Raw genomic sequence first — 23897 nt, 5'->3', positions numbered from 1 at the left:
TCCGCGGAGGATCACATGCGTACTACTCGTGCCCTGGCGGCCGTCGCCGCCACGGTCGCCGCCGTCGGGCTCGCCGCCCCGGCGGCCGTCGCACGCGACGGCATGCCCATCACCCTGAGCAACCTCGTCGCCCTGCCCAGCGTCATCGCCCGCGGCGGGCAGCTCACCATCACCGTCGACGGCTGCCCGGGCATCGCCACGGCCACCTCCGACGCCTTCTCGCCCACCACGCTCAACCGCGTCGGAAACAGCAACACCTCCAGGGGCACCGCCACGGTCAACAACAACGCCAGGACGGGATCGCACAGCATCACCGTCACCTGCGGCAGCCAGACCCTGACCAACCCGGCCGCCTACACCGTCATCGGCGGGGTCCGCGGCGGTCTCGGCGGCAGCAGCACCAGCGGGGCGACGCCGACGGACATGGCGATCGGCGGCGGGCTCGTGGCGGCTGCCGTGGTCGGCGGCGGACTGTTCTGGATGCGCCGGCGCGCCGAGAAGCACATCTGACGCGCACAGCGCTTCGCCCCGGACTCCCGACCGGGAATCCGGGGCGAAGGTCCGTCCTCAGGCGCCGTCCGCGCCGGTGCGGCGGCGGGAGAAGTGGTACGCCGCCCCGACCGACCCGGCGATGAGCGCCGCCCCGAGGCCGATCTCCTTCCCGTCGAACCCGGCGATGCTGCCGCCCTGCCCGGCGTGCACCCCCCGGTGGGGGTTGGGCACCGGCGTGGGACCGACGGGACGGCCGCCCGCGATGGTCAGGTCCGTCGACCCGCTCACGCCGTCACACGTGAACGTCACCTGGTACACCGCCCCCGGCTTGGCGTCCCAGTCGACCTTCGCCGTCGCCGACGAACGGCCCTGGGCGATGGTGACCGTGTCGAAGACGGCCGAGGTGACCGTGGCCGCTCCCCGGCAGCCGCCGTCCCGGTCGAGTTGCAGCGTGACCTGGCCGCCGGCCGCGATGGTCGAGGGCAGGACGCTGAAGCCGAACGGCGTGACGTTGCCGGCGACGGCGGCCGGCGCGGAGCAGACGAGGGCGCCCGCGCCCAGCAGTGCGGCAGAGGCGACGCGTATCGCGCGCATGGTGAGTCCTCCGGGTCCCCGAGGAGCAGCTGCGGACCTTTTCCGCTGGGGCCAGAAATGCACCTCGATGACCGAAACGGTAGGAACAGGTGTGCGTCCGCGCGATCGCAGTCGGGCGAATGGGGCACGAGTGTGGGCCACCCAGGGGATGCGCGCGGCGTGGCGCACACCGTCCGGGCGGCCCGTCGGGTGAGGGCTTGTCAGGCCCTGAGGTGCGGGAAGAGGTTCAGGAAGGGTTCCGCCGAGGCGGTGATGCCGCGGCCGTAGGGGGCGTCGAAGTCCCAGATGAGGAAGAGCAGGAAGGCGATCAGCGCGGAGAAGAGCCCGGCGAGGATCAGTTCGCGCGCGGTGCGCCGGATCTGCAGCGCGAAGACCATGCCGATGGTGACCACCGCCCCGGTCAGCAGCCCGAACCAGACCACGCCGGGCATGGTCGCCCCCAGGGAGTCCGCGCGGGCGTTGCGCGCCTGGTCCGCCGCGGTGACCTGGTCGAGGAGCGGCTGGTAGGCCTGGGCCTCGAAGTCGTTGGCGGGCTGGTAGTCGGTGACGTCCTGGCGGATGCGCGCGAACAGCTCGGTGCCGCGGGCGGTGACCTCGCCCTGGTCGGCCATCGTCTTCCACTCGGTGGTGACGACCTGTCCGACATAGGCGTTGACATCGTCCCGAATGCGGTCACGGACGTCGGCCGGGTAGACCCGTACCCGTTCCGAGATCTCGTGCAGGGCGACGGCCTCGGTCTGCACGTGGTCCTGGGCGGCGCTGCGGGCCTCCCACACCCCGGCCATGGCCAGGCCCAGGACGATGGCGTAGACGACGCCGATCCACATCGTCATGTACTCGATGACGTCCGGGGTCTCGCTGGGGTCCTCGTCGTCGGGAGCGGCCTTGTGGCGTACGAGGGTGATGACGACCACCACGACACAGGCGGCCAGCATCGCGAGGGTGAGAACAAGCCAATCCGGCAAGGAGTGCCTCCAGAGGGCTAGCGCGGGCGCAGCGCGGCGATGGCGATCACTGCGGGCGCGGTGATGAGCAGGACGAAGGTGACCGGCGACGGGCCGTTGTGGAGGGGCCGCTTGGCCGGCGGCGTCTGGTGGCGGGGGTAGCTCACGGGGGTCACCGACGGGCGGGGGGTGGGCTTGCGGCTCGGCGGCGGGGTGGGCTTGGGGGCCGCCGGGAGGGGTGCCGCCGGGCGCGGGGCGGGGGGAGGCGTCGGTGCCGGGGCCGGCCGGGGCGGTGGCGGGGGCGCGGGCCTGGGGGTGGGTTTCGGCCGGGGCGGGGTCGGCTTCGGCTTCGGGGTGGGGCTGGGTTTCGGCGGCGCGGGGGTGGGCGTGGGGGTCGGGGTGGGCGTGGGGCACGGTGGCGGTGTCGGGCACGCCGGAGGCGTCGGCCAGGGCGGGTGCCCGGCGACCGCCACCGCCTCGGTGCCGTCCGGCCCGGTCGAGGCGTACGCGCAGGCGTCGGCCGCCGCCGGGCCGGCCGGCGCGCCCACCAGCAGCCACGCCAGCGTGACCAGGGCCAACACCCGGGCGGCGAGGGCGGATCGGGTCGGTTCGAGTCGGTGCACGACGAGGATCATGGGCCTTCACCGGCCGCCCCACGCCGCAGCCGCCGGGGATTGGTCCGAACGAAGGAAGCCGGGCGTACGGCGGTTTGATCCGCGTCCTCCTTGCGTGTCGTGGATGCGCACGCATGTGCGGGATGACGCGCCAGGGTCACAGGTTCCGGAAAGAAATTTGTGCGCCGGTTGAACACAAACGCCACCGCCGTGCGTACCCAGTGTCGTGCGGCGGCGCAGCAGGGCGCTGCAACAGCCTTGTGATTATGGGGAGTTGACCATGAAGACCTCCTGGCGGAGCGCCTCGCTGGTAGCGGGCGCCGCGGCCGTGCTGGCGCTGACGACGGCGTGCGGTCAGCAAGGCGGCGCGTCTTCGGTGGGCAGCCAGAACGTGGGCGCCACGGCCGCGGCCGGCGACTACGGGAGCGTCGGCGTCGGTGCGACCGCCAGCCCCAGCAACGGCTACGGCGCCGACGGCTCGGGCTCGGCGACCCAGACCTCGCCCGCGGGCAAGCTCGCCGTCACCGACAACGCCGAGCTGGGCAAGGTGCTGACCGACGGCAACGGCCTGACGCTCTACCGGTTCGACGAGGACACCGCCGAGCCGCCCAAGTCCAACTGCGAGGGCGACTGTGCCAAGACCTGGCCGCCCGTGCCCGCGGACGACGCGACGGCCGGCGCCGGCATCGACAAGTCCCTGCTCGGCGAGGTCACCCGGCCCGACGGCACCAAGCAGCTGACCATCGGCGGCTGGCCGGCGTACCGCTACGCCAAGGACACCAAGGCCGGGGACATCGCCGGCCAGGGCGTGGGCGGCAAGTGGTACGCGCTCGCCCCCGACGGCAAGAAGGCCACGCTCGCCAGCCTGCCGGGCCTGTCGGTGCGCAAGGACCCCAAGCTCGGGGACATCGTCGTCGACAAGAACGGCATGACGGTCTACCGGTTCATCAAGGACGTCGCCTGGCCGAAGGTGATCTCCAACTGCACCGGCGCCTGCCTGGAGAAGTGGCCGGCCGTCGCCCCGGTCGACGCGAGCGACACCAAGGGCATCGAGAAGAAGGGCCTGATGGGCTTCACCCGGCCCGACGGCGTCAAGCAGATGACCGTCGACTGCTGGCCGGCGTACACCTTCTCCGGTGACACCAAGCCGGGGGACACCAACGGCCAGGGCGTCGGGGGCACCTGGTACGTCATGGCCCCCTCCGGAAAGCCGATCGGCGCGCCGAAGAAGTAGGCGTCACCTCCCCAGGGTCGACCGCACCCGACGCGCCCGATCGCAAGGTCCGCTCCCTCCGCGCCGCACGGAGGGGGCGGACCGCTTTTGTGCGACTTGTGGTGGCACGTGCCGCAGGCAGTGACCGGGAACGGACGGTCAATTTCCGGTTCGGCTCGCCCCGTTGGCAGGCGATCAGTAGCCTCAGCTCGAACACCGGATCGCCTACGCCTTGGAGAGATAGATGGAACGTCCCGCCTGGGCCCCCCGGAGCATCGACATCTCGGTGCCGAGCGTTTCGCGGATCTACGACTTCTACCTGGGCGGTTCGCACAACTTCGAGGTCGACCGGGAAGCCGCCCGCAAGGCCATGGAGTTCATGCCGGGGCTGCCCAAGATCATGCAGGCGAACCGGGCGTTCATGCGCCGGGCGGTGCGGTACGCGGCCGGCGAGGGCATCACGCAGTTCCTCGACATCGGCTCCGGCATCCCGACCTTCGGCAACGTCCACGAGGTGGCCCAGGCGGCCAGCCCCGGCGCGCACGTCGTCTACGTCGACCACGACCCGGTCGCCGTCGCGCACAGCCAGGCGGTCCTGGCGGGCAACGAGGACGCCGGAGTGGTCGCCGCCGACCTGCGCAAGCCCCGGGAGATCCTCGACAGCCCCGAACTTCACCGGCTGATCGACCTGAACCGGCCGGTGGCGCTGCTTCTCGTTGCCATACTGCACTTCGTGGAAGACGAGGACGACCCGTACGAGGCGGTGGCCCGGCTGCGCGAGGCGTGCGCGCCCGGCAGCCTGCTGGTCCTCACCCATGCCTCGTACGAGGGAATCCCGCTGCCACCGGAGCGGGCCGCGGGCACGGTCGACGTGTACAAGGACATTCGCAACCCGCTGATCATGCGCTCGCGCGAGGACATCGCGCGGTTCTTCGAGGGGTACGAGATGGTGGAACCGGGACTGGTGCCGATGCCGCACTGGCGGCCGGAGACGGCGCCGGAGGACGAGGATCCCTGGGCCTTCTCCGGTTTCGCCGGCGTGGGGCGTACGGCGTGATCGCGGAGCCGGACGGGCCGGAGGACAGACTGCGCCGGTTCGCGACGATCTGGAGCCGGGCGGTGTTCCCGGTGACGTCGACGTCGCTGACCCGGGTCGAGTTCGAAGCGGAACTCCTGCCGCTGGCCCGGCGGTTGAGTGCGGCCCTGCACGCCAGGATCCTGGACGCGGAGGAGGGCCGGGCGGTCGGCGCCGCCCTGGTCGGGGCGCACTGCACCGACCCGGAGGCGCTCAGCCGCTCGCTGGACTGCGTGGACGCCTACCTGGTGCTCTACTGCGGCGGCGACGGCGACCAGGAGGAGCTGCGGGCCCGCTCGGCGCGGCTGCAGCACGCCATGGCCGCCGGGTTCGCCGAGGCGCTGCGCCGGCGGACGCTGGCCGAGCAGGAGGCCATCTCGGCCGCCGCCCTCAAGGCGCAGGGCGTCGTCGCGCAGGCGCTGCACGCCACCGAGGCCCGCTTCCGCGCGGTCTTCGAGGGCGCCGCCATAGGGATCGGCATCGCCGACCTGGACGGCAACATCCTCCAGGTCAACGGGGCGTTGCTGCGCATGTTCGGCGTCTCGGAGACGATGATCCGCGGCCGCCGGGTGCAGGAGTGGACCCATCCCGAGGACGCGCCGCAGACCTGGCGGCTCTACGACGAACTCGTCCGCGGCGAGCGCGAGCACTACCACGTCGAAAAGGCCTTCTACCGCCCCGACGGAACGGTCCTGTGGACCAACCTGACGGTCTCCCTGCTGCGCGACCCGGACGGCAACCCGCAGTACCAGCTCGCCCTCATGGAGGACACCACCGAGCGCCGGCTGCTCAACCTCCGGCTGCGCTACGAGGCCACTCACGACGCGCTCACCGGCCTGCCCAACCGCACCTTCTTCTTCGAACGCCTGGAGAAGGCGCTGGGCGCCGGCGCGGGCCAGCGCTTCGGGCTGTGCTACCTCGACCTGGACGGCTTCAAGACCGTCAACGACAGCCTCGGCCACGCGGCCGGCGACCGGCTGCTCGTGGAGGTCGCCGACCGGTTGCAGGCGTGTGCCACCGCGCCCGGCGAGATGGTCGCCCGGCTCGGCGGCGACGAGTTCGTGGCGCTGACCACCGGCCCCGACACCGAGCGCGAGGTCGACGAGCTCGCCACCCGCATCATGAACGCCCTCATCGCGCCGATCAGCATCGACGGCCGGGAGCTGACGGTGCGCGGCAGCATCGGCGTCGTCGAGGGCCCGGCGGGCGAGCGCAGCCCCGCGGAGGTGCTGCGCAGCGCCGACATCACGATGTACCGGGCCAAGTCGGCGGGCGGCAACCGCTTCGAGCTCGCCGACGAGGAGGCCGACGCCCGCGCCATCACCCGGCACGGGCTGACCACGGCCCTGCCGGCGGCCCTGGACCGCAACGAGTTCTTCATCGAGTACCAGCCGCTGGTGCACCTCGGCGACGGCAGCGTGCGCGGCGCGGAGGCGCTGGTGCGCTGGCTGCATCCGCAGCACGGGGTGCTCGGCCCGGACCGGTTCATCCCGCTCGCCGAACACACCGGCCTGATCGTCCCGTTGGGCCGCTGGGTGCTGGAGCAGTCGGTGCGCCAGGCCCGCGAGTGGCGCGAACGGCACACCGACGCCGGGCCGTTGCGCATCAACGTCAACCTCTCGCCGTGCCAGCTCACCCATCCCGGGCTGGTGCAGGACACCGTCGACATCCTGGAGCGCACGGGTGTCGAGCCGGACGCGCTGTGCCTGGAGGTGACGGAGTCGGCGTTGATCGGCGCCGACGACGACCTCCTCAAACCCCTGCGCCGGCTCGCCGAGATGGGCGTCGACATCGCCCTGGACGACTTCGGCACGGGCTACTCGAACCTGGCGAACCTGCGCCGGCTGCCGGTGAGCATCCTCAAGCTGGACCGCTCCTTCACCCAGAGCATGCAGCAGTTCCCCGCCGACCCCGTCGACCTCAAGATCGTCGAGGGGATCGTCTCCCTCGCCCACAGCCTCGACCTCGCCGTCACCGTGGAGGGCGTGGAGACCGGCGCCCAGGCCGAGCAGTTGCGGATACTGGGCTGCGACACGGCCCAGGGCTGGTACTACGCCCGCCCGGGCCCGCCGGACCGCCTGCACGAACTGGCCCTGGTGGACGCCACGGGGTGAACCGCCCTGCGGGGCGGAGCCGTTGTCAGTGCCTGCTGCCAGGATCGCCCGTATGACGGACACGAGCGAGGACTGGCGGGCCTTCCTGACCCGGTGGAGCCAGGAGTGGGCGGACGCGCAGCAGCCGCAGGACCGGCGGCACGCGCGCGACGAGGAGCCGTTGCGCACGCGGTGGCTGGGGTTCCCGCCCGCGTCCGAGGAGCGGATCCGCGCCCTGGAGGAGCGGCTCGGGCACCGGCTGCCGCCCTCGTACCGCACGTTCCTGGCGGTCAGCGACGGCTGGCGGCACGCCGGCGGCTTCGTGTGGCTGCTCGCCGGCACCGAGCAGGTCCGGTGGCACGAGGACGCGGCGGGCCTGTCGGAGTACTTCCCGGGCGAGCTCGACGAGGACCCCTCGCCCGAGGACGTGCTGCTGGCCGGGATGTGGCAGCGGGCGCTGCAACTGGACGTCGAGTCGGACGCGCTGTACGTCCTGCTGGACCCCGGCGACGTGGACGAGGCGGGGGAGTGGGCGGTGTACTGCTGGGCCTCGTGGCACGCGGACGCCCCCACCCGGTACGCGTCGTTCCGTGTGTTCATGGAGGCCATGTACCGGGAGTTCCACCACCTGCAGGTGGACCGCTGCGAGCGCGCGGGGACCGTGTTCGCGAACGCCACGACGCGCGCCCTGGACGCGTCCGTCGAGGCCGCCCGGCTGGACACGCTGGCCGGGCGGTACGAGCGGGCGTCGGCCGCCCTGGCGGAGGCCGTCGCGTACGGCAGACCGCGGGCGAAGGGGCTGCGCGACCAGATCCGCCGCCTGCTGGGGGAGACGTATCTGGTCGACTACCGCGGCCTGGCGACCGACCCGGTGTACGCGCCGGAGCTGCTGCCGGTGCTGGCGGCCGAGGAGGCGCGTCAGCGCCGGGACGACGGGGCGCTGCTGCGCGTCCTGGGCCGGGTCGGCGAGGAGGTCCGCGCGCTGGCGGACGAGGTCTGCGGGCAGGTCCGTGCGGGCGGCTTCCGCTACACCGCCGGGGGCCCCTTCGGGCGTGCGGTGGAGCGGGCGCGCGAGCAGGCGCGCTGGGGTGACACGGACGCGGCCTGGCACACCTTGCGCGCGGCCCTGCCCGAGTGGCGGCCCCTCGGCCCGGATCACCTCGCCCCGGTCGGCCTGTGTGCCGACCCGTTGCTCGGCCCGCTGCTCACCCCGGAGCGGGGCCGGGAACTGCTCGCCACACCCCGGGCCGGACAGCGGGGCGACGTTCCGGCCGCGACGCCCGACGTGGATCCGCCGGGGCTGGCCTGGCTGGCGGACGGAGACCCCGGCGACTTCCTGGTGTCGTACCGCTTCGTCCTGGTGGAGGGCGTGGAGCCGGGCGACCTGCCTGACCGGCTCGGCGACGGTGCGGCGGCGCTCGGCGAGCCGATGACGCTGTGGGAGGCGAGAACGACCGGCCGCGGCGACCAGGACGGCCCGGCGTGGGCGGACGAGGCGGTGGCCGCCGTCGGCCGGGCGGGCACCGGCTGGAGCTTCGCCTTCGAGGCCGCGCCGCTCGGGCACTTCGACGAGCGGCGGTTCGCCTCCCCGGGCCTCGCCGCCTCCCGGGGCACGCGCGCGGTGACGGTGTGGAGCGAGCCCTTCAGAGGGCACCGTCCGCACCGTCCCAGGGTCTTCCACCTGTCGGTCGCGGTGGACGGCGAGGACCGGTACGGCTTCACCGTCCGCGGGGACGCCGTCGACCGACAGGGGACCGTGCCGACCGCGCTGGACCCGGACCGGCTCTTCCGCGCGGACGAGCCGCCGGCGGAGCGGCTGGGCGAACGGCGGGCGCTGGAGGCCCTGGCGGACGCGTTCGGGGTACGGCTGCCGCGGTTCGCCTTCGGGCACGGGCGGCTGCACACCTTCCGCACCCGGTCCTGGAGCCGGCCCCCCGGGCCCGGCGAGACCTACGTGACGGTGCGTTTCCTACCGCACCGGTCCTGAGGACCCGACGGCCGGCGTCTTGCCCCTGCCGGACAGGCGCTCGCGGACCAGGGCGAAGACCACCACGGCCACGGCCACCAGCGTCGACAGGACCACCTGGTCGCGGCCGCCGCCGTCGCTCGTGTCGGTGAGCATGTAGCCCAGCACGAAGGTGATCAGGGCGATGGTGGCCCAGGTCAGGTAGGGGTACAGCCACATCCTGACGACCAGCTTCTCCGGGGCCTCGCGCTGGATGATCCGGCGCATGCGCAGCTGGGAGAAGCAGATCACCAGCCAGACGAACAGGGCGATCGCGCCGGAGGAGTTGAGCAGGAACTGGAAGACGGTGTCCGGCCACAGGTAGTTGAAGGCGACCGCGACGAAGCCGAAGACCACCGAGGCCAGGATGGCCGTCTGCGGCACACCGCGGGAGGTGGTGCGGGCGAAGGACGCGGGGGCGTCGTTGCGCCCGCCGAGCGAGAACGCCATCCGGGAGGCCGTGTACAGGCCGGAGTTGAGGCAGGACAGCACCGAGGTCAGCACGATGGCGTTCATGATCTGCGCGGCGTGCGGGATGCCGATCGAGCTGAGCGCGGCCACGTACGAGCCGTCCTTGAGGATCGCCGGGTCGTCCCAGCGCAGCAGGGAGACGACGATCAGGATGGAGCCCAGGTAGAAGACGGCGATCCGCCAGATCACGCTGTTGGTCGCCTTGGTGACCGCGGCCCGCGGGTTCTCGGATTCGCCCGCCGCCAGCGTGACGATCTCGCTGCCCATGAACGAGAAGACGACCATCAGCACGCCGGTGAGGATCGCGCCCGGCCCGTTCGGCAGGAACCCGCCGTGCGCGGTCAGGTTGGAGAACCCGGACGCCGGGTGGTCCGAGCCCGGCAGCACCCCGAAGATCGCGAGCGCGCCGACCACGATGAACGCGGCGATGGCGACGACCTTGATGCCGGCGAACCAGAACTCGAACTCGCCGTAGGAGCTCACCGAGGCCAGGTTGGAGGCGGTGAGGACGACCATCACGATCAGGGCCCAGCCCCACTGCGGGACGGCCGGGATCCAGCCGGCGAGGATCTTCGCCCCGGCGGTGGCCTCCACGGCGAGCACCACGACCCAGAAGAACCAGTACAGCCAGCCGATCGTGAAGCCCGCCCAGCGGCCCAGGGCCCGGTCGGCGTACGCGGAGAACGAGCCGGAGGTCGGGTTGGCCGCGGCCATCTCGCCCAGCATGCGCATCACGAGGACGACGAGGAGGCCGACGAGGGCGTAGGAGACGAGGATGCCGGGGCCGGCGGCGGCGATGCCGGAGCCGGAGCCGACGAACAGACCGGCGCCGATGACCCCGCCGATGGCGATCATCGACAGGTGACGGTTCTTGAGTCCGGGCTTGAGACCGGACTCGGTGGGCGGGCTCTGGGGGAGGGTTGTGGTCATCTCGCCATCCAGGGAGGGGAGCGGAGCGGGCGGCACGAAAATTAGTTCAGTGCGATCCAAAAAAACAGTCTTGTTTAAATGTTCATGTTGCTCTATTTTTCGCGGGGGCTCCTTCACCGACCGGCAACGTGGTCGCCGTTAGGGTGTCGTCGTGGTGAACGCAGCGGGCAAGTTCGGCCCGTACAGCCAGCCAGGTCCCGCGCGTCCCGCGCCGGGCGCCGAGGTGCTGGACGCCCGTGTGCTGCCCGGCCGGGGCCTGACGGGCGCCGAACTCGTCCGGTCGCGCATCGCCCTGCGGGTGCGGCTGCGGTCGGCCGCGCCGGGGGACCGGCTGCCGGACGCCGGGGTGCTCGCCGAGGAACTGGGGATCAGTGAGATCACCGTGCGCCGCGCCCTGGAGGGCATGTGCCAGGACGGCCTGCTCGACCGCCGGCGCGGCCGGGCGGGCGGCACCTTCGTCGCCCGGGAGTGGGAGACGGTCGCCGCCGTGCTGCACGACCCCGTCCAGGCCGCCTCGCTGGACGCCGTCCACGTGCTGCTGGAGTGTGGGCTCGTCTCCCACGCGGTGGGCGAGGTGGCCGACGCCGGGCTCGACGGGCTGCGCGCACTGGTGGAGGAGATGGACCGCAGCGACGCACCGGCCCGGCTGCTCGAACTGGAGACCCGCTTCCACCTCGACCTCGCCGACGCGCTCGGCGGACCCGGCATGCGCGAGTTCGCCGCCGACCTGCTCGGCCGCCGGTGCCTGCTGGTGCCCGCCCCGCCCCCCGACGTCGTGCGGGCCCGCAACCGCCACCACGCCGACCTGCTCGACGAGCTCGCGCGCGGCGCGATGGCCCCGGCCGTCGCCGCGGTGAAGGCACACCGCCACGCCGTACCCGGCTGACCCCCTCCCCGCTCAGGCCCCCACCGCTCGACACCCCCACCGCTCGACCACCGTCCCCCGAAGGAGCTGGCGCCATGCCCGACCCCGGAGCCGTCGGCCCGCTGCCGACCTCGGGCCCTGCCGCCGGGCCGCCCCAGCGGCTGCGCGGCGGCGTGCTCGGCATGGCGGACATCGCCGCCGCCACCATGGCCAACGTCGGCCCTGCCATGAGCTTCTTCTTCGGCTTCGCCTTCCTGGCCACCACCGCCGGCGTCGCCTCCCCGCTGACCATCGCCGCCGCGGGCGTCGCCGTCGCCCTGCTGGGCAACACGCTCGCCGAGTTCTCCCGGGCCCACCCCTCGGCGGGCAGCTTCATCACCTTCGTCGGCAAGACCTTCGGGCCGGTCAGCGCCGTGACCACCGCGCTGCTGGCCGGCCTCGGCTACATCATCGCGATGGCCTCCGTCATCGCGATCTCGGGCGGGTTCGTGCAGATCACCCTGCACCACTACACCGGCGTCGACATCCCCTGGATCATCTGGACCCTGCTGTTGACCGGCGCCTCCGTGGTGCTCATGCTGCGCGGGATCGTCGTCTCCACCAAGTGGGCCGGCTACTTCTTCGCCGTGGAGATGCTGGTCCTCGTCGTGGTCTCGGTCGCGGCCCTCTTCGAACACCGCGGCGCCCTGTCCGCCGACCCCTTCCTGCCCGGCCACATCACCCACGGCGTCAAAGGACTGGCGGCCGGCTTCCCGCTCGCCGTGTACCTCTTCGTCGGCTGGGAGAACTCGGCGGCCCTCGCCGAGGAGACCGAGAACCCGCGGCGCAACGTCGGCCGCGCCGTCTTCTCCTCGGTGGCGATCATGACGGTGAGCTACATCCTCTTCTCCTACGCCACCGTCACCGGCTTCGACTACGACGTCCAGCGCCTCGGCGACTCGCCCATCCCCTTCATCGACGTCGCCGACGACACCCTCGGCGCGCTGGCCCTCCTCGCCTACGTCGGCGGCCTGACCTCCACCCTCGGCGTGCTGATCGCGGGCATCAACTCCCAGGCCCGGCTGGTCTTCAACGCCGGACGGGAAGGACTGCTGCCGTCCTTCTTCGGCTACGTCCACCCCCTGCGCCGTACGCCCAACAACGCGATCGTCACCTTCGCCGTCACCGCCCTGCTGATCATCGGCGGCTGGGGCCTGGGCCACCTGCTCGGGGCCGACGGCGGGCCGATGGACCCCGTGGTCTTCTTCACCGAGTCCTCGACCCTGGGCACCATCCTGATCCTGCTGGTCTACCTGGCCTCCAACATCGCCCTGCCGCTGTACTACCGCCGCTACCGGCCGCAGGAGTTCCGCACGGTACGGCACCTGCTGCTGCCCTCGATCGGCGCGCTGGCGATCCTGGTGCCGCTGTACTACCTCGCCAAGCCCGGCCAGCCGGCGCCGTACAACTGGTTCCCCTACGCGGCCCTGGCCGCCCTGCTCGCCGCCGTCGGCTACGCCACCCACCTGGTGCGGCGCGACCCGGACCTCGCCGAACGCGTCGGGTCGGTCGTCGCCGACATCGAGTGAGGGTCACCGTCCCGTCCACGGACGGAGCCTGCCGGGGTGGAGGACCGCCCGGACGTGCCGGATCCGGTCGCCCGCGACGTCGAAGGCCATCACCGACGCGGTGGCACCGCCGCGTTGGACCACCAGCCCCGGCCGGCCGCTGACCGTGCGCTCCACCAGCGTCAGGCCGGGCAGCGCCGCGGACCGGTCGGCGAAGCAGCGGGCGACCTGCCCGGCGCCCGTCACCGGACGCGGCGCGGCGTCGACGAGTCCGCCACCGGCGCCGGTGGCCGTGGCGTCCGGGCGAGCAGGCCGACGAGGGCGTCGATGTCCTCGGGTTCTGGCACTGGGGCGGCGTCATCGTGCCACCCGGCTACACCGACCCGGTCCGGTTCCGGTCCGGCGACCCCTACGGCACCTCGTGCGCGCCTGGTGAGGTGGCCCTCCAGGCGGGGCGCGCCGCCCGACCGCGGTGCCGCCCCGCGCCCGGGTGGCCCCCGCGCGGGGCGGTTCCTACGATCGAAGAGGGGTTCCCGGCGCCCGAGCAGCGAAAGGAGCGGGGGCATGGGTATGGGCATCGCCGACATGCGCCGGCTCTTCGAGGCCCACCGCGCGGCGGAGGCGGCTCGGGACGTCGACGGCATCCTGCGGACCTTCGTCGACGACTGCTTCCTGGAGACACAGCCGCTCGGCCTGCGCAGCCAGGGCCGGGACGCGGTGCGCGCCGCCTACGAGCAGCAGTACTTCGTCGCCTTCCCCGACCTGGCCCCCGAGGACCAGGGCATCGCCTTCGGCGAGGACGTCATCGCCGTGTGGGGCCACCTGCGCGGCACCAGCCGCGGCGACTGGCTCGGCGTCCCGCCCGGCGGCGGGTCCTTCGAGGTGCCGTTCGCCAACGTCGTCCCGTTCCGGCACGGTCTGATGGCCGGCGAGACGCTCTACTTCGACCTGGCGACCCTGTGCGAACAGGCGGGAGTCCCGCTGGAGGACGTACGAAAGGCGGCCGCGGCCCGCCGCGCCCCTGCCGCAGCGCGGGGAACGGCGCCAACGACCACGGCGAACCCCCACCCCCCGACATAGCCAGGCTCCCACGGCGCACCCGGCACCCTGCCCCCGTCACCGTTCGAGCAGCATCCGCTGCAACTCCCGCGCCGCCCGCGGCGGAGCCACATCGCTGCGGTGGGCCAGCGCGATCGTCCGGTGCAGCCCCGGCCTGGCCAGCGGAGTCACTCGCAGGCCCCGCCCCGACCGGGTCGCCACCATGCGCGGCACGACGGCCAGCCCCAGTCCCGCCCGCACGAACCCCAGCACCGCGTCCATCTCGCCGCCCTCCACCGCGAAGTCCGGCTCGAAGCCCTCCGCGCGGCAGGCGGCCACCGTCAGCTCCCGCAGGTCGTAGCCGTGCCGGAACATCACCAGCCGCTCGCCCTCCAGATCCGCGACGCGCACCGTGCGCCGGCCCGGACCGCCCGGCGCCGGCGCCTCCGGTGAGGAGACGACCACCAGGTCCTCCCGCAGCAGCTCCACCGTCGTCAGCGCCGGCGACGGCGAGGGCAGCGGCAGCACCACCAGGGCCAGGTCGAGGGCGCCGCGCGCGAGTTCCCGGACGAGGTCGTGGGAGCCGCCCTCCTCGATCAGCAGCCGGACGCCGGGGTAGCGGTCGTGGAAGGCGCGCAGCACGTCCGGCAGCAGACCCGTGCACAGACTCGGCGTCGCGCCCAGCCTGACGCGCCCGCCGCGCAGCTGCACCAGCTCCTGCACCTCGTAGCGGGCCGTCTCCGCGTCGGCCAGGATGCGCCGGGCCAGCGGCAGCAGCGCCTCGCCGGCGTCGGTGAGCGTGATGTTGCCGCGCGCCCGCAGGAACAGATCGGCGCCCAGTTCCCGCTCCAGCGCCCTGATCTGCTGGGACAGGGACGGCTGGGCGACGTGGACCAGCTCGGCGGCCCGGGTGAAGTGCCGGGTCTCGGCCACGGCCACGAAGTACTGGAGTTGCTGGAACTGCATGGTCGTACGATAGCCGCAGCCTATGGAATCAAGCTGGACCATGTCTTGGACCGATGGGGCCGAACGGCCCTAACGTCAGGACCCATGGCTCTGGCAACGCGGACGGACCGACGGCCGTCCATGGCGCGCACCGTGTGGGACTCCACCGTCGGCAAGAAGACCGTGATGGCCGTCAGCGGCGTGATCATGCTGCTGTACCTGGTCGCTCATGTGATCGGCAACCTGAAGATCTTCTTCGGCCCCGGGGAGTTCAACCACTACGCGCACTGGCTGCGCACCGTCGGCGAACCGTTCATGCACTACGAGTGGACGCTGTGGCTGATCCGCGTCGTGCTGATCGTCGCGGTCGTCGCGCACGCCGTCTCCGCCTACCAGCTCAGCCGCCGCGACATCAACGCGCGGCCGAGCAGGTACGTCCACAAGAAGGCGAAGGCCAGTTACGCCACCCGCACCATGCGCTGGGGCGGCGTCATCCTCGGCCTGTTCATCGTCTGGCACATCCTCGACCTGACCACCGGCACCGTGCACCCGGGCGGCTTCCAGGAAGGCCACCCGTACCAGAACGTCGTGGACACCTTCTCCACCTGGTACGGCAACGTCATCTACATCGTCGCCATGCTCGCCCTCGGCCTGCACGTCCGGCACGGCTTCTGGTCCGCCGCCCAGACCCTCGGCGTCGGCAGCCGCACCCGCGACCGCGCCCTGAAGACCATCGCCAACGTCCTCGCGTTGCTGCTCACGGCCGGCTTCATCGCCGTGCCCGTGGGCGTCATGACCGGAGTGGTGAGCTGACATGACCTCTTACGCCGACTACACGACCGGCGAGCCCGTCGCCGACACCAAGGCCCCGTCCGGACCGATCAACGAGCGCTGGGACAAGCGCCGCTTCGAGGCCAAGCTGGTCAACCCCGCCAACCGCCGCAAGCACACCGTCATCGTCGTCGGCACCGGCCTGGCGGGCGGCTCGGCGGGCGCCACGCTCGCCGAACAGGGCTACCACGTCGTCCAGTTCTGCTACCAGGACTCCCCGCGCCGCGCCCACTCCATCGCCGCGCAGGGCGGCATCAACGCGGCCAAGAACTACCGCAACGACGGCGACTCCATCCACCGGCTGTTCTACGACACCGTCAAGGGCGGCGACTTCCGGGCCCGCGAGTCCAACGTGCACCGGCTCGCGCAGATCTCCGTGGAGATCATCGACCAGTGCGTGGCGCAGGGCGTCCCGTTCGCGCGGGAGTACGGCGGCCTGCTCGACACCCGCTCCTTCGGCGGCGTGCAGGTCTCCCGGACCTTCTACGCCCGCGGGCAGACCGGCCAGCAACTGCTGCTCGGCGCGTACCAGGCGCTGAGCCGGCAGATCGCTGCCGGGAACGTGGAGATGCACCCGCGCACCGAGATGCTCGACCTGATCGTCGTCGACGGACGGGCGCGCGGCATCGTGGCCCGGGACCTGGTCACCGGGAAGATCTCCACGTACTTCGCGGACGCCGTCGTCCTGGCCAGCGGCGGCTACGGCAACGTCTTCTACCTGTCGACGAACGCCATGAACTCCAATGCCACCGCCATCTGGCGGGCCCACCGCCGCGGCGCCTACTTCGCCAACCCCTGCTTCACGCAGATCCACCCGACCTGCATCCCGCGCACCGGCGACCACCAGTCCAAGCTGACCCTGATGAGCGAGTCGCTGCGCAACGACGGCCGGATCTGGGTGCCCAGGGCCAAGGGCGACGACCGGCCGCCGAACAAGATCCCCGAGGACGAGCGCGACTACTACCTGGAGCGCATCTACCCGTCCTTCGGCAACCTGGTCCCGCGTGACATCGCCTCCCGTGCCGCGAAGAACGTCTGCGACGAGGGCAGGGGAGTGGGTCCCGGCGGGCAGGGCGTCTACCTCGACTTCGCCGACGCCATCAAGCGGATGGGCCGCAAGGCCGTCGAGGCGAAGTACGGCAACCTCTTCGACATGTACCAGCGGATCACCGACGAGGATCCGTACGAGGTGCCGATGCGGATCTACCCGGCCGTGCACTACACGATGGGCGGACTGTGGGTCGACTACGACCTGCAGACCACCATCCCGGGCCTGTTCGCGATCGGCGAGGCCAACTTCTCCGACCACGGGGCCAACCGCCTCGGCGCCTCCGCCCTGATGCAGGGCCTGGCCGACGGCTACTTCGTGCTGCCGGCCACCATCAACGACTACCTCGCCCGCAACCCGCACCAGGGCGAGGTCACCGACGAACACCCCGTGGTCCAGGAGGTGCTGGCCGAGACGCAGGACCGGCTGAACCTGCTGCTGTCCGTCGACGGCGACCGCACGCCCGACTCCTTCCACCGCGAAGTCGGCGAACTCATGTGGGAGTTCTGCGGCATGGCCCGCACCGACTCCGGTCTGCGCAAGGCGCTGGAGCGCATCCCGCAGATCCGGGAGGAGTTCTGGCGGCGCATCAAGGTCCCCGGCACCGGCGAGGAGTTCAACCAGTCGCTGGAGAAGGCCAACCGGATCGTCGACTACCTGGAACTCGCCGAGCTGATGTGCCTCGACGCGCTGCACCGCACCGAGTCCTGCGGCGGCCACTTCCGCGAGGAGTCCCAGACGCCGGACGGCGAAGCCGCCCGCAAGGACGACGAGTTCGCGTACGCGGCCGCCTGGGAGTTCACCGGCACCGGCGAGGCGCCGACCCTGCACAAGGAAGACCTGGTCTTCGAGTACGTCCACCCCACCCAGCGGAGCTACGCATGAAGCTCACCCTGCGCGTCTGGCGGCAGAAGAACGCCGACGCCGACGGCGCCATGTCCACGTACGAGGTGGACGGCATCTCCTCCGACATGTCGTTCCTGGAGATGCTCGACACGCTCAACGAGGAGCTCATCCTCAAGGGCGAGGACCCGGTCGCCTTCGACCACGACTGCCGCGAGGGCATCTGCGGCGCGTGCTCCCTCGTCATCAACGGCGACGCGCACGGGCCGGAGCGGACGACGACCTGCCAGCTGCACATGCGGTCCTTCAAGGACGGCGACACGATCGACATCGAGCCGTGGCGGGCCGCCGCGTTCCCGGTGATCAAGGACCTGGTCGTGGACCGGTCGGCGTTCGACCGGATCATCCAGGCCGGCGGGTACATCACCGCGCCGACGGGCGCCGCTCCGGAGGCGCACGCGACGCCGGTGCCCAAGCCGGACGCCGACTACGCGTTCGAGCACGCCGAGTGCATCGGCTGCGGGGCGTGCGTGGCCGCGTGTCCCAACGGGGCGGCGATGCTGTTCACCTCGGCCAAGGTCAACCATCTGAACGTGCTGCCGCAAGGGGCGCCCGAGCGGGAGACGCGGGTGCTGGACATGGTGGCGCAGATGGACGAAGAGGGCTTCGGCGGCTGCACGCTGACGGGGGAGTGCGCGACGGCCTGCCCGAAGGGCATCCCGCTGATGTCCATCACCAGCATGAACAAGGAGTGGCTGCGGGCCACCCGGAAGGTGGCCAAGCGGTAAGACCCGCTCGCGTCAGCCGGAAGAAAGAGCGTTCGCCGTCGGGTGCGGACGGGCGGGGCCGGGACGGTGCTCCCCGGCCCCGTCTCGCTTGTCCGGGGCGAAGTCCCGCCATTTCCGGGGCGAGCCGTTCAACAAGCCCACACCCGCGCTCTCTGCGTCCGTCACGCGAAGGTCAGCCGGCATCGGAAGAACAGGGTCGGCAGACCGCGCCCACCGGTCCGCCTCCGCTCCGCCGACCGGCCCGCGACCAGGAGAGAGCCATGACCGGCGTTTCCACGCTCGACCGTCCCCCGCAGCCCGCCGCCCCCACCCGCTACACCGTCTCCCTGGCCGGCGACGAAGCCGACGTGCGGGCCGCGCAGCGGCTGCGCCACGAGGTGTTCGCCGGCGAGATGGGCGCCCTGCTGTCCACCCCGCAGCCGGGCCACGACATCGACGCCTTCGACGCCTACTGCGACCACCTGCTGGTCCGCGAGGAGACCACCGGCCAGGTCGTCGGCACCTACCGGCTGCTGCCCCCGGACCGGGCGGCGGTCGCCGGACGACTGTACTCCGAGGGCGAGTTCGACCTCACCGCGCTCGACGCGATCCGCCCCGGCCTGGTCGAGGTCGGCCGCTCCTGCGTCCACCCCGACCACCGCGACGGCGCCGTCATCGGCCTGATCTGGGCCGGCATCGCCCGCTACATGGTCGACCGCGGCCACGAGTGGCTGGCCGGCTGCTGCTCCATCCCGCTCGCCGACGGCGGCGCCCTCGCGGCGGCCACCTGGCAGCGGGTGCGGGCCAAGCACCTGGCGCCCGAGGAGTACCGGGTACGCCCGCTGCTGCCCTGGGTGCCGGACGCCGCCACCCCGGCCGCCCCCGCCGAGCTCCCCGCCCTGCTGCGCGGCTACCTGCGCCTGGGCGCCTGGGTGTGCGCCGAGCCCGCCCACGACCCGGACTTCGGGGTCGCCGACCTGTATGTGCTGCTGTCGATGCGCCGCGTCAACGCGCGCTATCTGCGGCACTTCCTCTCCCTCGTCCCGGCCTGATGAGCGTCTGGCAGCCCAGCGCGCCCTGCACCCCCAGGGCGTGCATCGAGCCGACGGCTTCCGTCACGGCCGTACCCCTCGCCGTGCTGCGGATGGCGGCGGTCGTGGCCCTGATGCTGGCCGGGGTCGCACTGTCGCCGCTCGGCGGGCTGATCCCCGCCGGGTGGGTCAGACGGTGGTGCCGGTGGATCGTACGGGCCGCGGGGGTCCGGGTCCGGATCACCGGCGCCACCGTGCCCACCGGCGGCCTGCTGCTGGTCGCCAACCACATCTCCTGGCTGGACATCCCGCTGCTCGCCGCCGTCCGCCCGGCCCGGATGCTCGCCAAGTCCGACATCCGCGACTGGCCGGTGGCCGGCCCGCTCGCGGCGCGCGGCGGCGTCCTGTTCATCGACCGCACCCGGCTGAAGGCGCTGCCGCAGACGGTCGCCCGCATCGCCGACGTCCTGCGCCAGGGGCAGGCCGTCGGCGTCTTCCCCGAGGGCAGCACCTGGTGCGGGCGCGCCCAGGGCAGTTTCCGGCGGGCCGTCTTCCAGGCCGCCCTCGACGCCGGTGTGCCCGTGCAGCCGGTGCACCTGCGGTACCGGGTCACCGGCGGGTCGGCGAGCACGGCCCCCGCCTTCATCGGCGAGGACTCGCTGCTGGCGTCCGTGTGGCGGGTGGCGTGCACGCGCGGGCTGGTCGCCGAGGTCGACGTACGCGCCATCATCCCGGCGGGCGCCCATCCCGACCGCCGCGAGCTGGCACGGGCCGCGCAGCCGGACACGGCGGCCCAACCGGGCTGGACGCACGCCGCGTCGGCGGCCCGGACCCCGGCGGAAAATCCCGCGACGGTCCGCGGGCGCCCTGTTAGCGTGAACGCCATGACGGGTCTCGGGCACACCCACACCGCAGCCGCGCGAGCGACCAGCTCGCCGGCAGCCGACGCCTGACCCATCCCTTTCTCCCGGCGGCCGGAAACGGACCGCCGGGACGTCGCGCCCTCCTGCCTCGCACCCGTCTTACGCGGTTCTTTCCGGTCGCCCCGACCCGAAGGACACCGCGATGAACACCGACCAGACCGTCGAGACCTTCGTCGACTTCTTCCGCGAGCGGGGACACCGGCTCATCGGCGGCGGCTCACTGCTGCCCCCGCCCTCGGACCCGGTGCTGTTCACCACCTCCGGCATGCACCCGCTCACGCCCTACCTCCTGGGCCGCCCCCACCCCCGGGGCCGGCGCCTGGTCAACGTCCAGCGCTGTCTGCGCACCACCGACCTCGACGAGGTCGGCGACCTCACCCACCTGACGGTCTTCGAGATGCTCGGCTCCTGGTCGCTCGGCGACTACGGCCATCCGCAGAGCCTGCGGTGGGGGTACGAACTGCTGCGCGACGGCTTCGGCATCCCGCCGCGGCGGATGTACGCCACCGTCTTCGGCGGCGACGACCAGGCCGGCCCCGACCGCGCATCCCTGGAGACCTGGCAGGAGCTGGGTGTGCCCGTGGAGCTCACCCGGGACGACAACTGGTGGTCCAACGGCCCCGCCGGCCCCTGCGGCCCCGACTCGGAGATCTTCGTGTGGACCGGGGACACCCCGCCCGAGGGCCGCCCCACGACCGACCCGCGCTGGGTGGAGATCTGGAACCACGTCCACATGCGCCACCACCGCCACGAGGACGGCACCCTCCAGCCCCTCCCGCGACCGGGCATCGACACGGGGATGGGCCTGGAACGCCTCGTCGCCGTCCTCCAGGGCCGCACCTCGGTGTACGACACCGACCTGTTCGAGCCCTGGCGGCGTCTGCTGCCCGGGCTGTGGGAGCTGGACGGCCCCTCGACGCGGCTGGTCGGCGACCACCTGCGTTCCAGCGTCGTCGTCCTCGGCGACGGCGTGCGCCCCTCCCACACCGGCCGCGGTCACGTCCTGCGCCGCCTCGTCCGGCGCGTCCTGACCACGCTGCGCCGCGACGACCCCTCGCGCACCCTGTCCGACCTGCCCCTCGAACTCGTCCGGCACACCCTCGACCACTTCCGCCAGCAAGGTGACGCCGGCCGGCTCCTCGACCTCCTCCTGGACGAGGAACGGCGCTTCGACCGGCTCCTGGACCGAGGACGACGCATCCTCGGCCGCCCGGAGTACGACAGGCCGCTGCACGAGGAGGACTACGCCTACCTGCACGACACCCACGGTCTGCCACGGGACCTCGTCACCACTCTGTCCATGTACGTGAACAAGGATCATGTACCGGACTCTTGACGTGCCCAGGACAGCAGTTCTAGCTTCCGTGGGAAAGCGCTTTCTGGACAGCGCTTTCTGACATCGGAACCGACCTGACCGGAACCCGCACCCGCACTCGCACTGGAGACCAACCATGCGAACGAGATCCGTCCTGGCGTGCGCCAGCCTGCTGACCGGCACCGTCGTCGCGCTGTCCGGCACGACGGCGCAGGCCGCGTCCCCCCTTCCCCGCATCGAGGCCGAGAGCTCCCCGGCGGTCTGCACGGGCACCATCGACTCCGACTGGACCGGCTACTCCGGCAGCGGTTTCTGCAACGGCACCAACGCCGCCGGCGCCTCTCTCCAATTCACCGTGAACGCCTCGGCCGCGGGCACCGCCACCCTCGGCGTCCGCTTCGCCAACGGCACCACCACCGCGCGGCCCGCGGACATCACCGTGAACGGCACGGCGGCCGGTTCCGCGTCCTTCGAGGGCACCGGCGCCTGGTCGACGTGGGCGACGAAGACCCTCACGGTGCCCGTCGCGGCGGGCAGCAACACCATCCGGCTCAGCCCGACCACGTCCGCCGGCCTGCCCAACATCGACTACGTCGACGCGGACGTGAGCGCGGCGGCGACCGGCACGGTGCTGTACGTGTCGCCGAGCGGAACCGACAGCGCGGCCGGGACGGAGTCGGCGCCGACGACGCTGACCTCGGCGATCAGCCGGATCCCCGCCGGCGGCACGATCTACCTGCGCGGCGGCACCTACAACTACTCCTCCACGGTCACCATCCCCGCCGGCAGCGACGGCACCTCCAGCGCCCGCACCACGCTGTCCGCCTACCCGGGCGAGAAGCCGGTGCTGGACTTCTCGGCGCAGAGCGAGAGTTCCTCCAACCGCGGCCTGCAGCTCTTCGCCAACTACTGGCACCTGTACGGCCTCACGGTCCAGCACGCCGGCGACAACGGCATCTACGTGGGCGGCAGCAACAACGTCGTCGAGCGCACGGTGACGGCGTACAACCACGACACCGGACTCCAGCTGGGCCGGATCGCCTCCAGCACGCCCAGCAGCCAGTGGCCGTCGAACAACCTGGTCGTCAGCTCCGAGTCGCACGACAACGCCGACTCCGACGGCGAGGACGCGGACGGCTTCGCCGCGAAGCTCACCACCGGCACCGGCAACGTCTTCCGGTACGACGTCTCGCACAACAACATCGACGACGGCTGGGACCTCTACACCAAGACCGACACCGGCGCCATCGGCCCGGTGACCATCGAGTACTCCCTCTCCTACGGCAACGGCACCCTGACCGACGGCAGCCAGAGCGGCGACGGCGACCGCAACGGCTACAAGCTGGGCGGCGACGACATCGCGGTGAACCACGTCGTGCAGCACGACATCGCCTACGACAACGGCCACCACGGCTTCACGTACAACAGCAACCCCGGCACGATGACGATCTCCAACAACGCGAGCATCGACAACGCCGAGCGCAACTTCTCCTTCGACGCGGGTACTTCGGTCTTCCGCAACAACACCTCGTGCCGCTTCGACGTGAGCGGTTCGAACGACAAGACGGTCGGCGACGCCGACAGCTCCAACCAGTTCTGGACCGGCACCAACGGCTCCCGCTGCGCCTCCTACGACGGCGCCCTGGGGTGGTCCTTCGCCTCCAGCGGCCAGTTGGTCGTGACCTTCGGCGGCACCCAGGTCAACCCGTAAGGCACCCCCGCACGGCAGGGGCCCGCACCACGAGAGCGGGCCCCTGCTTCCCGCCCGTCGCCCTCAGGCCGCGCCGGCCGCGCGCCGGCGGGAGGCCTCGATCTCGGCGTAGGCCGCGTCGCGTCCCTCCCAGTGGGAGCCCTCGACGGACTTGCCGGGCTCCAGGTCCTTGTAGACCTCGAAGAAGTGCGTGATCTCCAGCCGGTCGAACTCGGGGATGTCGTCGATGTCCTGGACGTCGGCATAGCGCGGGTCGTGGGCGGGGACGCACAGGATCTTCTCGTCGGGGCCGTGTTCGTCGGTCATGCAGAACATGCCCACGGCCCGGCACTCGATGGTGCAGCCGGGAAAGGTCGGGTCGCCGGTCAGGACCAGGGCGTCGAGCGGGTCCTCGTCGCGGCCGAGGGTGTGGTCGATGTAGCCGTAGTCGGCCGGGTACTGGGTGGAGGTGAACAGCATCCGGTCCAGCCGGATGCGGTGCAGTGCGTGGTCCATCTCGTACTTGTTCCGGGAGCCCTGCGGGATCTCCACGATCACATCGAACGGCACGGCGGCCTCCTTGCCTCGTCACGTTCGGTCCGGTCCGGTCCGTCCGGACAGGA

22 protein-coding genes are annotated in these 23897 nt (G+C 72.1%); 15 read left to right on the top strand and 7 right to left on the bottom strand.

Annotation, left to right across the window (positions count from 1 at the left end; all coding sequences use genetic code 11):
• Window positions 1-15 precede the first annotated feature (15 nt).
• Window positions 16-510, top strand: a complete 495-nt coding sequence (locus ACYF6T_RS02165) for a hypothetical protein (protein ID WP_461692901.1) — start codon at window positions 16-18, stop codon at window positions 508-510.
• A gap of 57 nt (window positions 511-567) precedes the next feature.
• On the opposite strand, the gene ACYF6T_RS02160 is transcribed toward ACYF6T_RS02165, so the two are convergent.
• From ACYF6T_RS02160 to ACYF6T_RS02150, 3 genes are all read right to left on the bottom strand, one after another.
• Window positions 568-1086: a hypothetical protein gene (locus ACYF6T_RS02160; protein WP_461692900.1), complete on the bottom strand. Its 519-nt coding sequence runs from the start codon at window positions 1084-1086 to the stop codon at window positions 568-570.
• Between the two features lie 200 nt (window positions 1087-1286).
• Entirely contained in the window at window positions 1287-2051 is a 765-nt protein-coding gene (locus ACYF6T_RS02155; RefSeq protein WP_461692898.1) for a bestrophin-like domain, read from the bottom strand.
• 17 nt (window positions 2052-2068) lie between these two features.
• Window positions 2069-2653, bottom strand: a complete 585-nt coding sequence (locus ACYF6T_RS02150; RefSeq protein ID WP_461692896.1) for a hypothetical protein — start codon at window positions 2651-2653, stop codon at window positions 2069-2071.
• Between the two features lie 271 nt (window positions 2654-2924).
• Between ACYF6T_RS02150 and ACYF6T_RS02145 the strand changes: the two genes are divergently transcribed.
• The 4 genes from ACYF6T_RS02145 (at window position 2925) to ACYF6T_RS02130 (ending at window position 9012) form a co-directional block, all read left to right on the top strand.
• On the top strand, window positions 2925-3878 hold the full coding sequence (locus tag ACYF6T_RS02145; protein WP_461692894.1) for an SCO0930 family lipoprotein: 954 nt from the start codon (window positions 2925-2927) through the stop codon (window positions 3876-3878).
• Between the two features lie 223 nt (window positions 3879-4101).
• On the top strand, window positions 4102-4914 hold the full coding sequence (locus ACYF6T_RS02140) for an SAM-dependent methyltransferase (RefSeq protein ID WP_461692892.1): 813 nt from the start codon (window positions 4102-4104) through the stop codon (window positions 4912-4914).
• Window positions 4911-7046 (top strand): putative bifunctional diguanylate cyclase/phosphodiesterase, encoded by a 2136-nt coding sequence (locus ACYF6T_RS02135; RefSeq protein ID WP_461692890.1) that lies wholly within the window; start codon window positions 4911-4913, stop codon window positions 7044-7046. Before ACYF6T_RS02140 ends, ACYF6T_RS02135 begins: the two co-directional genes overlap by 4 nt.
• A 52-nt stretch (window positions 7047-7098) precedes the next feature.
• A complete protein-coding gene (locus ACYF6T_RS02130) occupies window positions 7099-9012 on the top strand; it encodes an SMI1/KNR4 family protein (RefSeq protein ID WP_461692888.1) in 1914 nt (637 codons plus the stop codon).
• Here the strand turns inward: ACYF6T_RS02130 and ACYF6T_RS02125 are convergent.
• Window positions 8995-10431 carry an amino acid permease gene (locus tag ACYF6T_RS02125; protein ID WP_461692887.1) on the bottom strand — a complete coding sequence of 479 codons (1437 nt, stop codon included), beginning with the start codon at window positions 10429-10431 and terminating at the stop codon, window positions 8995-8997. The genes ACYF6T_RS02130 and ACYF6T_RS02125 overlap by 18 nt on opposite strands.
• Window positions 10432-10582: 151 nt before the next feature.
• Between ACYF6T_RS02125 and ACYF6T_RS02120 the strand changes: the two genes are divergently transcribed.
• Together ACYF6T_RS02120 and ACYF6T_RS02115 are read left to right on the top strand one after the other, a co-directional pair.
• Complete coding sequence (locus tag ACYF6T_RS02120; RefSeq protein WP_461692885.1) at window positions 10583-11317, top strand: FadR/GntR family transcriptional regulator; 735 nt, start codon at window positions 10583-10585, stop codon at window positions 11315-11317.
• 74 nt (window positions 11318-11391) lie between these two features.
• Complete coding sequence (locus ACYF6T_RS02115) at window positions 11392-12864, top strand: APC family permease (RefSeq protein ID WP_461692883.1); 1473 nt, start codon at window positions 11392-11394, stop codon at window positions 12862-12864.
• 3 nt (window positions 12865-12867) lie between these two features.
• Here the strand turns inward: ACYF6T_RS02115 and ACYF6T_RS02110 are convergent, their stop codons facing one another.
• A complete protein-coding gene (locus ACYF6T_RS02110) occupies window positions 12868-13089 on the bottom strand; it encodes a hypothetical protein (RefSeq protein ID WP_461692881.1) in 222 nt (73 codons plus the stop codon).
• Between the two features lie 318 nt (window positions 13090-13407).
• On the opposite strand from ACYF6T_RS02110, the gene ACYF6T_RS02105 reads away from it, so the two are divergent.
• A complete protein-coding gene (locus ACYF6T_RS02105; protein ID WP_461692880.1) occupies window positions 13408-13923 on the top strand; it encodes an ester cyclase in 516 nt (171 codons plus the stop codon).
• Between the two features lie 36 nt (window positions 13924-13959).
• Here ACYF6T_RS02105 and ACYF6T_RS02100 read toward each other — a convergent pair whose 3' ends face one another.
• The gene (locus ACYF6T_RS02100; protein ID WP_461692878.1) at window positions 13960-14847 is read right to left on the bottom strand and encodes a LysR family transcriptional regulator; all 888 of its coding nucleotides are present in this window, start codon (window positions 14845-14847) and stop codon (window positions 13960-13962) included.
• Between the two features lie 120 nt (window positions 14848-14967).
• Here ACYF6T_RS02100 and ACYF6T_RS02095 point away from each other — a divergent pair, with 120 nt between their 5' ends.
• The 7 genes from ACYF6T_RS02095 to ACYF6T_RS02065 all read left to right on the top strand — a co-directional run bounded on the left by ACYF6T_RS02095 (window position 14968) and on the right by ACYF6T_RS02065 (window position 23295).
• The gene (locus ACYF6T_RS02095) at window positions 14968-15639 is read left to right on the top strand and encodes a succinate dehydrogenase (RefSeq protein ID WP_461693234.1); all 672 of its coding nucleotides are present in this window, start codon (window positions 14968-14970) and stop codon (window positions 15637-15639) included.
• A gap of 1 nt (window position 15640) precedes the next feature.
• Window positions 15641-17590, top strand: coding sequence for a fumarate reductase/succinate dehydrogenase flavoprotein subunit (locus ACYF6T_RS02090; protein WP_461692877.1), 1950 nt, complete (start codon window positions 15641-15643; stop codon window positions 17588-17590).
• Window positions 17587-18336: a succinate dehydrogenase/fumarate reductase iron-sulfur subunit gene (locus tag ACYF6T_RS02085; RefSeq protein ID WP_461692876.1), complete on the top strand. Its 750-nt coding sequence runs from the start codon at window positions 17587-17589 to the stop codon at window positions 18334-18336. The genes ACYF6T_RS02090 and ACYF6T_RS02085 overlap by 4 nt, the downstream gene beginning before the upstream one ends.
• Window positions 18337-18596: 260 nt before the next feature.
• Complete coding sequence (locus ACYF6T_RS02080; protein ID WP_461692875.1) at window positions 18597-19367, top strand: GNAT family N-acetyltransferase; 771 nt, start codon at window positions 18597-18599, stop codon at window positions 19365-19367.
• The gene (locus ACYF6T_RS02075; protein WP_461692874.1) at window positions 19367-20299 is read left to right on the top strand and encodes a lysophospholipid acyltransferase family protein; all 933 of its coding nucleotides are present in this window, start codon (window positions 19367-19369) and stop codon (window positions 20297-20299) included. The genes ACYF6T_RS02080 and ACYF6T_RS02075 overlap by 1 nt, the downstream gene beginning before the upstream one ends.
• A gap of 112 nt (window positions 20300-20411) precedes the next feature.
• Window positions 20412-21605: an alanine--tRNA ligase-related protein gene (locus ACYF6T_RS02070; protein ID WP_461692873.1), complete on the top strand. Its 1194-nt coding sequence runs from the start codon at window positions 20412-20414 to the stop codon at window positions 21603-21605.
• A gap of 115 nt (window positions 21606-21720) precedes the next feature.
• Complete coding sequence (locus ACYF6T_RS02065; protein ID WP_461692871.1) at window positions 21721-23295, top strand: carbohydrate-binding protein; 1575 nt, start codon at window positions 21721-21723, stop codon at window positions 23293-23295.
• Window positions 23296-23358: 63 nt separating this feature from the next.
• Here the strand turns inward: ACYF6T_RS02065 and ACYF6T_RS02060 are convergent, their stop codons facing one another.
• Window positions 23359-23844, bottom strand: a complete 486-nt coding sequence (locus ACYF6T_RS02060; protein ID WP_461692870.1) for an inorganic diphosphatase — start codon at window positions 23842-23844, stop codon at window positions 23359-23361.
• Between the last annotated feature and the right edge of the window lie 53 nt (window positions 23845-23897).

It is taken from the genome of Streptomyces sp. 7R007, assembly GCF_054850255.1.
This window is presented reverse-complemented; position numbering and strand designations above follow the sequence as displayed.

Coding starts and splice junctions, on each gene's coding strand:
- ACYF6T_RS02075 (WP_461692874.1), top strand. CDS start 19,367: ATGAGCGTCTGGCAGCCCAGCGCGCCCTGCACCCCCAGGGCGTGCATC.
- ACYF6T_RS02130 (WP_461692888.1), top strand. CDS start 7,099: ATGACGGACACGAGCGAGGACTGGCGGGCCTTCCTGACCCGGTGGAGC.
- ACYF6T_RS02115 (WP_461692883.1), top strand. CDS start 11,392: ATGCCCGACCCCGGAGCCGTCGGCCCGCTGCCGACCTCGGGCCCTGCC.
- ACYF6T_RS02140 (WP_461692892.1), top strand. CDS start 4,102: ATGGAACGTCCCGCCTGGGCCCCCCGGAGCATCGACATCTCGGTGCCG.
- ACYF6T_RS02125 (WP_461692887.1), bottom strand. CDS start 10,431: ATGACCACAACCCTCCCCCAGAGCCCGCCCACCGAGTCCGGTCTCAAG.
- ACYF6T_RS02095 (WP_461693234.1), top strand. CDS start 14,968: ATGGCGCGCACCGTGTGGGACTCCACCGTCGGCAAGAAGACCGTGATG.
- ACYF6T_RS02085 (WP_461692876.1), top strand. CDS start 17,587: ATGAAGCTCACCCTGCGCGTCTGGCGGCAGAAGAACGCCGACGCCGAC.
- ACYF6T_RS02145 (WP_461692894.1), top strand. CDS start 2,925: ATGAAGACCTCCTGGCGGAGCGCCTCGCTGGTAGCGGGCGCCGCGGCC.
- ACYF6T_RS02105 (WP_461692880.1), top strand. CDS start 13,408: ATGGGTATGGGCATCGCCGACATGCGCCGGCTCTTCGAGGCCCACCGC.
- ACYF6T_RS02090 (WP_461692877.1), top strand. CDS start 15,641: ATGACCTCTTACGCCGACTACACGACCGGCGAGCCCGTCGCCGACACC.
- ACYF6T_RS02065 (WP_461692871.1), top strand. CDS start 21,721: ATGCGAACGAGATCCGTCCTGGCGTGCGCCAGCCTGCTGACCGGCACC.
- ACYF6T_RS02070 (WP_461692873.1), top strand. CDS start 20,412: ATGAACACCGACCAGACCGTCGAGACCTTCGTCGACTTCTTCCGCGAG.
- ACYF6T_RS02165 (WP_461692901.1), top strand. CDS start 16: ATGCGTACTACTCGTGCCCTGGCGGCCGTCGCCGCCACGGTCGCCGCC.
- ACYF6T_RS02100 (WP_461692878.1), bottom strand. CDS start 14,847: ATGCAGTTCCAGCAACTCCAGTACTTCGTGGCCGTGGCCGAGACCCGG.
- ACYF6T_RS02160 (WP_461692900.1), bottom strand. CDS start 1,086: ATGCGCGCGATACGCGTCGCCTCTGCCGCACTGCTGGGCGCGGGCGCC.
- ACYF6T_RS02080 (WP_461692875.1), top strand. CDS start 18,597: ATGACCGGCGTTTCCACGCTCGACCGTCCCCCGCAGCCCGCCGCCCCC.